This window comes from uncultured Lactobacillus sp., assembly GCF_944327175.1.
GTDB lineage: Bacteria > Bacillota > Bacilli > Lactobacillales > Lactobacillaceae > Lactobacillus.
Genome location: NZ_CALVGT010000036.1, coordinates 1 through 8,578, shown reverse-complemented (window position 1 = coordinate 8,578; position 8,578 = coordinate 1). Strand labels below are relative to the sequence as shown.

The 8,578-nt window shown below is 51.7% G+C and carries 10 protein-coding genes and 1 rRNA gene; 2 read left to right on the top strand and 9 right to left on the bottom strand.

Features of this window, described 5'->3' with window-relative positions; genetic code table 11:
* Positions 1-150, top strand: a 150-nt coding sequence (locus Q0J41_RS05105; protein ID WP_296227006.1) for an IS3 family transposase, incomplete at its 5' end; no start/stop codon positions are given.
* A 50-nt stretch (positions 151-200) separates the two neighbouring features.
* On the top strand, positions 201-344 hold the full coding sequence (locus Q0J41_RS05100) for a hypothetical protein (RefSeq protein WP_296227004.1): 144 nt from the start codon (positions 201-203) through the stop codon (positions 342-344).
* Positions 345-431: 87 nt separating this feature from the next.
* Here the strand turns inward: Q0J41_RS05100 and brnQ are convergent, their stop codons facing one another.
* The 9 genes from brnQ to rrf all read right to left on the bottom strand — a co-directional run bounded on the left by brnQ (position 432) and on the right by rrf (position 8,559).
* A complete protein-coding gene (gene brnQ, locus Q0J41_RS05095) occupies positions 432-1,796 on the bottom strand; it encodes a branched-chain amino acid transport system II carrier protein (protein WP_296227002.1) in 1,365 nt (454 codons plus the stop codon).
* Between the two features lie 417 nt (positions 1,797-2,213).
* Complete coding sequence (locus Q0J41_RS05090) at positions 2,214-2,537, bottom strand: AzlD domain-containing protein (RefSeq protein WP_296227001.1); 324 nt, start codon at positions 2,535-2,537, stop codon at positions 2,214-2,216.
* Entirely contained in the window at positions 2,521-3,231 is a 711-nt protein-coding gene (locus Q0J41_RS05085; protein WP_296226999.1) for an AzlC family ABC transporter permease, read from the bottom strand. The genes Q0J41_RS05090 and Q0J41_RS05085 overlap by 17 nt, the downstream gene beginning before the upstream one ends.
* A gap of 97 nt (positions 3,232-3,328) precedes the next feature.
* On the bottom strand, positions 3,329-4,240 hold the full coding sequence (locus tag Q0J41_RS05080) for an EamA family transporter (RefSeq protein ID WP_296226997.1): 912 nt from the start codon (positions 4,238-4,240) through the stop codon (positions 3,329-3,331).
* Between the two features lie 162 nt (positions 4,241-4,402).
* Positions 4,403-5,152, bottom strand: coding sequence for a gamma-glutamyl-gamma-aminobutyrate hydrolase family protein (locus tag Q0J41_RS05075; protein ID WP_296226995.1), 750 nt, complete (start codon positions 5,150-5,152; stop codon positions 4,403-4,405).
* A 1-nt stretch (position 5,153) separates the two neighbouring features.
* Positions 5,154-5,963, bottom strand: coding sequence for a Cof-type HAD-IIB family hydrolase (locus Q0J41_RS05070; RefSeq protein WP_296226993.1), 810 nt, complete (start codon positions 5,961-5,963; stop codon positions 5,154-5,156).
* 52 nt (positions 5,964-6,015) lie between these two features.
* Positions 6,016-6,903: an alpha/beta hydrolase gene (locus Q0J41_RS05065; protein ID WP_296226991.1), complete on the bottom strand. Its 888-nt coding sequence runs from the start codon at positions 6,901-6,903 to the stop codon at positions 6,016-6,018.
* Entirely contained in the window at positions 6,896-8,206 is a 1,311-nt protein-coding gene (locus Q0J41_RS05060; protein ID WP_296226989.1) for a PTS sugar transporter subunit IIC, read from the bottom strand. The genes Q0J41_RS05065 and Q0J41_RS05060 overlap by 8 nt, the downstream gene beginning before the upstream one ends.
* A gap of 236 nt (positions 8,207-8,442) precedes the next feature.
* Positions 8,443-8,559 (bottom strand): 5S ribosomal RNA (gene rrf, locus Q0J41_RS05055).
* Positions 8,560-8,578: the final 19 nt, after the last annotated feature.

The following is an 8,578-nucleotide window of genomic DNA, read 5'->3' as shown; positions in this document are numbered from 1 at the left end:
CAAGAACATAAATACAAGGACTTAAATGAGCTTGAGCAAGCTATTCACAAATACATCGATTACTACAACAACGTAAGAATCAAGACAGGACGAAAAAACATGACCCCGATTGAATATCGGAATCATGTTTTAACAACCTTAACGGCTTAATACTAATTTGTCCTAATTTTGGGGGTCACATCAAAATCCTGGATCTTTACATGAACATCACCGTTTCTGCCGGCTATACTTACGGGATCGCCAATAACAGCGACGAGATCAAAAGCATGATCTGCCTGGCCGACCACAACCTTTACCAGGTTAAAAAGAACGGCCGCAAGGACATCTATGGCAGCCCCTTCTAGTAGAATTTTTTGAATATTAGTAAAAAGAAACAGCGTGAAAGCTTAATTTGCTTTCACGCTGTATTTTTTGCAAGGAAATACTTTCTTTTAGTCGGCTAATTCGACTGCCCGGCTGCTGGCCTTGCTTTTGTAAAGGTGGATACCCAGCCCCAGCAGGTAGCTGGCAATCCCGAAGGTCAGCCAGCCCATCCCGAGTGAGAAGAATGGCAGGTAGTGGCCGGCAAAGGTCAAGGCAGCCTTGGCAAAAGCAGTATTGCTAATAATGCTTGGGGCCGCGTTCAAGCCGTCAAAGAGGGCCGGGATGATCGTAAAGTAAACCGCGAACTTGTAAACTGCTGGATCGTTGTTGAAAAACTTGCTAGTCAAGCCGCAGAAGATCAAGGCAATGGCCAGGGGGTAGAGGAACATCAAAACCGGAGTTGACCAGGCGATGATGGTGGTCAAGCCAAAGTTGGCAATGGCAAATGAGAGCAGGCAGTTGAAAGTTAGGAAAGTCCGGTAGGAAATTTTTGGAAAACGCTTGTGGAAGTCCTGGGCAAAGGCAACTACCAGGCCGATAGCCGTAGACATGCAGGTGATGGTAGCCAAGGTCGCCAGGAGGGCTTCCCCGAAAGTGCCCAGATAGTGGTGGGCGATTTGGGCAAAAGCAATCCCGCCGTTTTCAGACAATTTGAAGTAGTGCAGGCTGCCGGCGCCCAGGGCAACCAGGATAAGGTAGATGATAGCGATGCCAGCAAAGCCGATGGCACCAGTCTTGGCCAAGGCCAGGGAAGTTTCCTTGCCTTCCTTGATCTTGAAGCCCTTGATGGCCGTAACGACCGTGATCCCGAAGGCCAAAGCAGCTAAGGCATCCAGGGTGTTGTAGCCCTGCAGAAAGCCGTTGGTCAAAGGAGCAGCGAGGTAGTCGGCGCTAGCTTGCGTGCTGCTGGTTGCCCCCATTGGCTTGATAGCAGCGATCAAAAAGATGATAAAAAGCAGGGCCAGGAAAGACGGGTTAAGGATTTTGCCAACCCGGTCAGTGATCTTCCCTTCGCTCAATGAGCAGTAGTAAACGATGCCAAAGAAAATAGCTGAGTAGATCAGCAAGGCCCAAGGCTGCATCCCTTTTGAGAAGTGGTCAGAGAACATGGAGAAAGGCACCGTTGCCGTCCGCGGAGTCGCGAAGAGCGGCCCTAAGGTCAGGTGAACCAGGATCAGGAAGGCCAGGGCGAACTTTTTCCCCAGCGGCCGGGCTAAGCCAAAGACCCCGTCAGCCCGGGTAACGGCCAGGGCCAATAAGGCGGCCAGGGGGATCAGAGTCCCGGAAATGATGAAGCCGATAGCGGCGGAAAGCCAGTTTTTACCGGCCATTTGCCCCAGGTGAACCGGGAAGATCAGGTTCCCGGCCCCGAAAAACATGCCAAAAATCAAAGAGGCGATGATCAGATACTGTTTGCTAGTTAACTTTTTCATGATAAATCTCCTTGCAATCACTAATGATGTCCGGAGATCAGCGCTAATCCCAAGTTGCTAAAAAACGAGTAAAAAAAGTCCTTGCAGAAACGATTGTTTCTACAAGGACGCTTGCGCGTGTTACCACCTTTGCTTCACCGCTTTGTCACCAAAACGGCCTTACCCCGTGCTGGCCCGTCGGCCAAGACGTTGTCGCTGTAAAGGGCGAACCCATTTGACACTTCGCGAAGACGTCGCGCCAACCACTCAGAGCCTACTTTCGCCCTGGACCCGTCTGCCGCTTTCCCAGCTGACCGCGGCTCTCTGGAAGACTTCCGTCCGGGGCTACTCTGCTCTTTTCAGTGTTTCAACTCGTTTTTTAACTTGTTTATAAGTTAATACTTTTCTCAGCTAAATGCAAGCTTTTTGCCTAATTCTTTAAAAAAATCTGAACAGGGCCACGCTGGCCACCCCGGTGACCACGATCCACATCAAGCTCTTGGTGAAATAGGCCATTAGAAGTGTCGGCAGAGTTGCCGTCAGATACTGCCAGTCAACCTTGGGCAGGTGCCCCTGTCTAGCCGTAAAAAGGCTGCCGAACCAGAGAGTGGTCATGATAACGATCGGCACGAACTGCAGGAATTCCACCATCCACTTAGGCAGGCAGAATTTTTTCAAAATCAGGAAAGGCAAGATCCGCAAAAGGCTTACCCCGCCGCCGCAGACCAGAAAAGTTATCAGTAATTTACTTGAAAAAGACATACTCGATCACCATCCCCACTAAACAAGCAACTACCGTCACCACAATCGTAGCCATGCTGGATGGCAGGAAGATCAGACCCAAGTAGGTCAGAAGCATCGTTACCCCGATCATGACCAGCTGGAGCTCGATTTTAACCGACTGGTCGGTAATCAGCTGCAGGTACAAAAGGCCCAGGAACATAGCGACCACCGCGTAGTCCAGGCCCAGGGCCTTGGTGTCGGTGATTACGTTGCCGATCAAAGCCCCGAGGAGGCTGGACAGGCACCAGGCGGCATAGGCCACCAGGTTGGCCGCGTTTAGCCATTCGTAGCTCAGCTTGCCCTTGGTGTAGTTGAGCTTGGTGATTGCCAAGGCAAAAGTTTCATCAGTTACCAGGCTGCCCAGCCAGAGATTTTTGATCAATTTCTCGTCATTGAATTTCGGGGCCAGGGTCATGGTCATCAAAAGCATCCGGGCACTCAGCAAATTGGTGGCCGCGAAGATTGAAAACAGACTGCTCCCGGCCGGAAGCATGCCGACCAAGGCAAACTCGCCCGAAGCCGTGTACACCAGCAAGGACATGACAAAAGTCTCCAAAGGACTGAAGCCATTGGTATGCGCGATAATGCCAAAAGCGGTGCCGATCCCCACGTAGCCGAGCACGGTCGGCAGGGTATCCTTGACCCCAGTTTTGGCGTCTAATACATTATTCAATTGTTTTCCCCCAATGTTAATGATCAAATCATCGCTTCGGCTTTAACACAGTTTTCCTTGCTCTAACATGCTTTTTCGGCAATATGTATAAAAAGTTCTAAAGCTTTCTTTGCAATTTGCCCCGGCGGGGACTGGGCACGACCTGCAGGCAGGTGGCCAGAATAATCAAGACCCCGCCCGCCATCTTCATAATTCCGAAATCACTGCCCAGCAGGGTAACCGACAGAATCGTCGCGACCAGCGGCTCAAAGGCCTCCAGCATGCTGGCCAGGCCGGCTGAGATGTACATAACGCTGGACAGGTAAAGCGAGTAAGCGAAAACCGTACCGGCGATCACGATGTAGATCACCAGGCTCCATTCATTGACCGTAACTCCAGTGGCGGGCATAAGGACCAAAGCCGGACTAAGGATAATCCCGCCCAGCAGCATCCCCCAGGCCAAAATAGTGATGGTCCCGTACTTTTTAAAAAGCTTGGCGGGCATGGCAATGGCCAGAGCCTGGGTCAAGGCACTGAAGAAGCCCCAGACCAGGGTTTTAGGCGTCACCGCCAAGCGGCTGAAATTTCCGTTGGTCACCAAAATCACCGTCCCGACCACTGCCAGCAAGACTGCGTTCAGATCAATTCTCCGGGGCATTTGCCGGGTTTTAGCCGCCATAAAGCAGATGATCAAGACCGGGGCCAGGAAGACCAGGACAGTGGCCGTCGGCGCGTTTGCGGCCGCTACCGTGTAGAAGTAGGTAAACTGGGCCCCGGTAATGCCCAGCATGGAGAAAAGGGCCGCGTAGAGAAGATCGCGGGGATTTTTGAAAATGGCAAAAGTGCCCTTCCCCTTGTGGGCCAGGGAAATGAGCAAGAGGCTCGCCCCAGCCAGCCATGACCGGACGTCAACCAGCCAGAAGGTATTGATATTGGGGTTTTGGTAGAGCATTTCCGCTGCCGTCCCCGAAGTCCCCCATAAGGCGGCCCCGGTAATTGCCAGCAGGATTCCCAAATGCTTGTCTTTCATTTCTTCACCGTCATCGTTTCACGTGTAACATTTCATTCCTGTCTTAAAAAGACAGATCCTTTTACATTATGACAGTTTTATGAGATCTTTGTTAGTCCTATTCTGAAAAAGGCAAAAGAAAAAAGCAGCGAAAACGCTGCTTAAGTTTACTTCTTACTTCTTCTACTGCTTCTCTTCTTCTGCCTTGTCGATCAAGTACTTGAAGAGGTGGTTCATGATGGCTGCTTCCGGGGCAGGATTAGCGTGCATTTCTTCCGGGTGCCACTGAACGGCGATCACCTTGCCGTCCGTGCTTTCCAAGGCTTCCGTCACCCCGTCGCTGGCGCTGGCTGATTCGGTCAAGTCCGGAGCCACTTCCTTGATCAGCTGGTGGTGGAAGGAGTTGGTCATGAGGTTGCTTTCCCCCATGATCTTTTCCAGGGTGGTCCCGCTCTTGATCTTGACCACATGGGTGCCCACGTCCGGCCGGGTAGCCTGCATGTGCTTTAAAGTGTGGCCTGGCCGCAGGGACAGGTCCTGCCACATACTGCCGCCGTGGGCCACGTTGATGATCTGGGCACCCCGGCAGATGCCCAGGACTGGTTTGCCGGTTTCTTCCGCCCGCTTCAAAAGGGCCATGTCGAAGGCATCCCGGTCTGGCCAGGTTTCCCCGCTCTTTTGGTCAATCTCTTCCCCGTACAAGTGGGGGTCGACGTCATGGCCGCCGGACAGGATAAGGCCGTCAACTAAGTCCAGCTGCTGAAAGGCCATTTCTTCTCCGCCAGCGGTAAAAGGAATTACCAAAGGAATACCGCCGTTCTTGAGGACTGAATCCACGTAAGCGGCGTTGACGTAGGTCCGGGGCTCGCCCATGAAGGGGCCGGACTGGATCGTAACTTCTGAAGCTGAAATACCGATAACTGCTTTTGCCATCTTATTCTCCCATGTCTACAAACTTCTCCACCGCCAAAGCGATGCCGTCCTGGTTGTTGCTGGCCGTGACGTAGTCAGCCGCGGCCTTGATCTCGTTGATCGCGTTGCCCATGGCCACCTTGAAAACCCTAGGTAGCTGGAAGTCAGAGAGGTCATTGTTGTTGTCGCCAAAAACCATGGCTTCTTCCGGCTGGATGTTTAAAAGGTCCAGCAAAGTGGTCAGGGCCTTGCCCTTGGAGGTGCCAGGAGTATTGAATTCCAGGCACTGGCCGCCGGAAGCAGAGATTTCGAATTCCTGCTCGGTTGCCGGACTAAAGCCAGCCCGGAACTTCTTCATCTTGCTGGGCAAAGAAACAAACTCGCCCTTGATAAATTCGTAGTGCTGGCCGGGCACCATCCGCTTGACCCCCATGTTCCGGGCCTTGGCCAGAAAGCCGACGCCGAAGGCACTGCCCTTTGGCGCCACGTAGAAGTCCTTGGTGTCCATGAAGTAAGGTCCAAAAATCCCTGTCTGCTTCAAGGCCAGCATATGCTCCACGTTTTCATCAGTCAAGGGGCTGGAGCTTAGGACTTCCCCGTCCATCCGCTGGACCAGGCCGCCATTGTAGCAAATAGCAAAGTTGTCTGCTGGATCCAGCTTGAAGGGTTCAAAGACCTTCAAGACGCCAGGCAGGGGCCGGCCGGACAGGGGCACCACGTAAATTCCCTTTTCCCGGGCCTTTTTCAAGGTCGCCAGGGTCTTCGGGCTGACCTTCTTTCTGGAAGTCAGCAGGGTCCCGTCCAGGTCCACCGCGATCAATTTAATCTTCATAGATGTGTCCTTTCATCTTTGCTACTATTTTACGACAAAAAGCGGCTGCCTCCTAGTCACTTGCACTATTTGACTTGTGCTTGGGGTTTTGGCTATTGCTTGGGCCCGGCTTAACCTGCTGCTTGAGCAGGTACTGCTGGATGATCTTCACTACCTGCTTGTTCTGCGGCAAGCTGGAGTGCCGGGCCTCATCCCCGGTGACAGTCATCGTGGTGTAGCTCTTGACCTGGTTTTGGAAGATGTACTTGCCGGCTTCCACGCTGCTTTCCGGCACGATCCCGTCAGATTCGTAGTTTTCCCCGCCGGACAGGGAGTAGACGGTCAGATTTTTCGGCAGGCGCTTGCGGTACTTGATAAAGTCCGTCAGCATTTGTGTCTTGTACTTGGTGCTCTTTTCACTGAAGTTGTAAGGCGATCCCAAGGTCATCAAGCGCTTGATCGTGATTTCGTCTGAATAGTTGCTGTAGTAGTGTTCAAGCCAGTAGGTCCAGATCAAGCCCCCGTTTGAGTGGCCAAAAGCCTTAAAGTTGTTAAACTTATAAGTTTTGGCAATTTCGTAAAAGGCATCGTCCAGCCAGCCGGCCTGCTTCTTGATATTGCTGTAACCGTCATGGTTATTTCGAAAACCAACCACGATAAAGGGCTCATTGTCCCCTTTTTTAATCGAGCCAGAGTAGGTCAAGGTCCCGTCTTCACTGATTTCCACCTTGAGCAGGCTGTGCTTGTAAGGAGTGTTCTCGTTAAGCAGGTCAACCAGTTCGTTGAAGCGGTTGACGGTAGCGCTGGAGCCGGGAACCATGATCAAAGGCGACAGCTGGGACCGCTGGCGTTCAGCGTGTTCCTTGTTAGTCTTTTTCATCCAGGAATAGCCTGGAATAGCCAGCAAAATAATGATCGTCAAGGCAATGACGATCAGTTTCCAGTTACGGCTCTTAAACATGACGGTCATCCTCCATTTCATAGTCCTTCAGCAGAGCCTTGGTCCGGTTGTCCAATTTAATGGCCGGAATCATTAAGACGACATCCAGGCAGAAAAGGAAGATACTGAAAATCAAGGTTGGCCAGTTGCCGTTTGTGGCAAAAAATGGCACCAGAGGCCCCGGCGTCCCCGTCAAAATCGGGTAAACCGGTGTTGGCACGATATGCAGGGAAATTGCTAAAGCCGCGATCAGCATGTTCACGACCGGCACGAAAACCAGCTGAATTACATAGATCGGGTTGAGGATGACCGGCAGACCAACCAGAAAGCCACGGGAAGAACTGAACAATAGCGGCCAGAGGTTCAGCTTGGCTACGGTTTCCGGTTCCTTCCGTCTGCCCCAAATCAAGATGGCCACGACTAAGGCCAGCACAACAGCGCAGCCGCCCATAACCCCATAAGTCGAGATCAAAGACCCACCCAGGTATGGGTAAGGGATCTTCCAAATTGATCCCCGCCGCATGACATAAGTCAAATTAGCAGTCGCCGCAGCTGAAGTTTCAACATTGCTGAGGCGGAGGATTGGTTCTTCAAGGCCCAGCCAGCTGAGGAAGGAGGCCAGGGCGGTTGACGGCACGGTCAAAAGCAGGTTGTTGGAATTTTCAACCGCTGAAGTCATAGTACTGAGGCTGAAGTTAGCCTTGACCTTGCTGATGGCCGCGTAAAGGATCCCGCCAATAATCACACCACCAATCACGGTGACCAGGGTTGGCTTTAAGGCCTTGATCGCCCGGTCCTGGACAAGTTTGGTATGCTCATAGTTAACCGGCTCATAATCGGCCCCTAACCAGTGAAAGACCTGCCCTACCCCATAACCCAGCAAGAGGGCAAAGGAGGCGTACTGGAAGCCTAAATAGCCCCCAGAGAGCAAAGAAATCCGCCCGGTCAGACCAAGCTGAAAGAGGTAGCCCATGACTAAAAGACTGGTCGTGGCACTGATCCCGGCCATCGTGGCATCTTTACGGTAGATTTTAGCTGTAAAAGAAGCTGCGAAATAAACCGTGAAGAGGCAGAAAAGGCCGAAGATGACTTCGACCACGCATTGCGACAGGCTGGTTCCGATGTCCCAGAAGCGGTCGCTCATGATTTTGTCAAAATCGAATAAATTGTAGATGAAACTTTCCGGTGCAAAGACGCTGTCTTGCAAGAGCTGGAAAAAGGCTCCGACCGTCGCGATCGGCATCAAAACGGCAAAGGTCCGCTGGGCCACCCTGAAAAAAGAGCGTCGGCGCAGCCAGATGCACCACTTGGCTAATTTGTCCATTTTCTCTTCCCCCCACAAAAACTATATCAATTATACAAATTTCCTTAGTACTTGAGCAAACTTTTGCCGCAAAAAAACCGGACCAATTCCTGGCCCGGTTTGAAAAGTAAGTATTCAAGTGAACACTAATGAACATATTCTTGTCCTCTAGCTGAAGCTAGAGGATTTTTAAAAAAGAAAACAAAGAATAAAACAATAAAACAAAAAGAGCCAGACTTCTGTCTGGCTCTTGCTTCGCGCGGCAACTACCTATCCTCGCAGGCAGTTTCCCACCAACTACTTTCGGCGTTAAGAAGCTTAACTACTGTGTTCGGCATGGGAACAGGTGTATCCTTCTTGCCATTGCCACCGCACTCTTTTGAGCTTGCACGC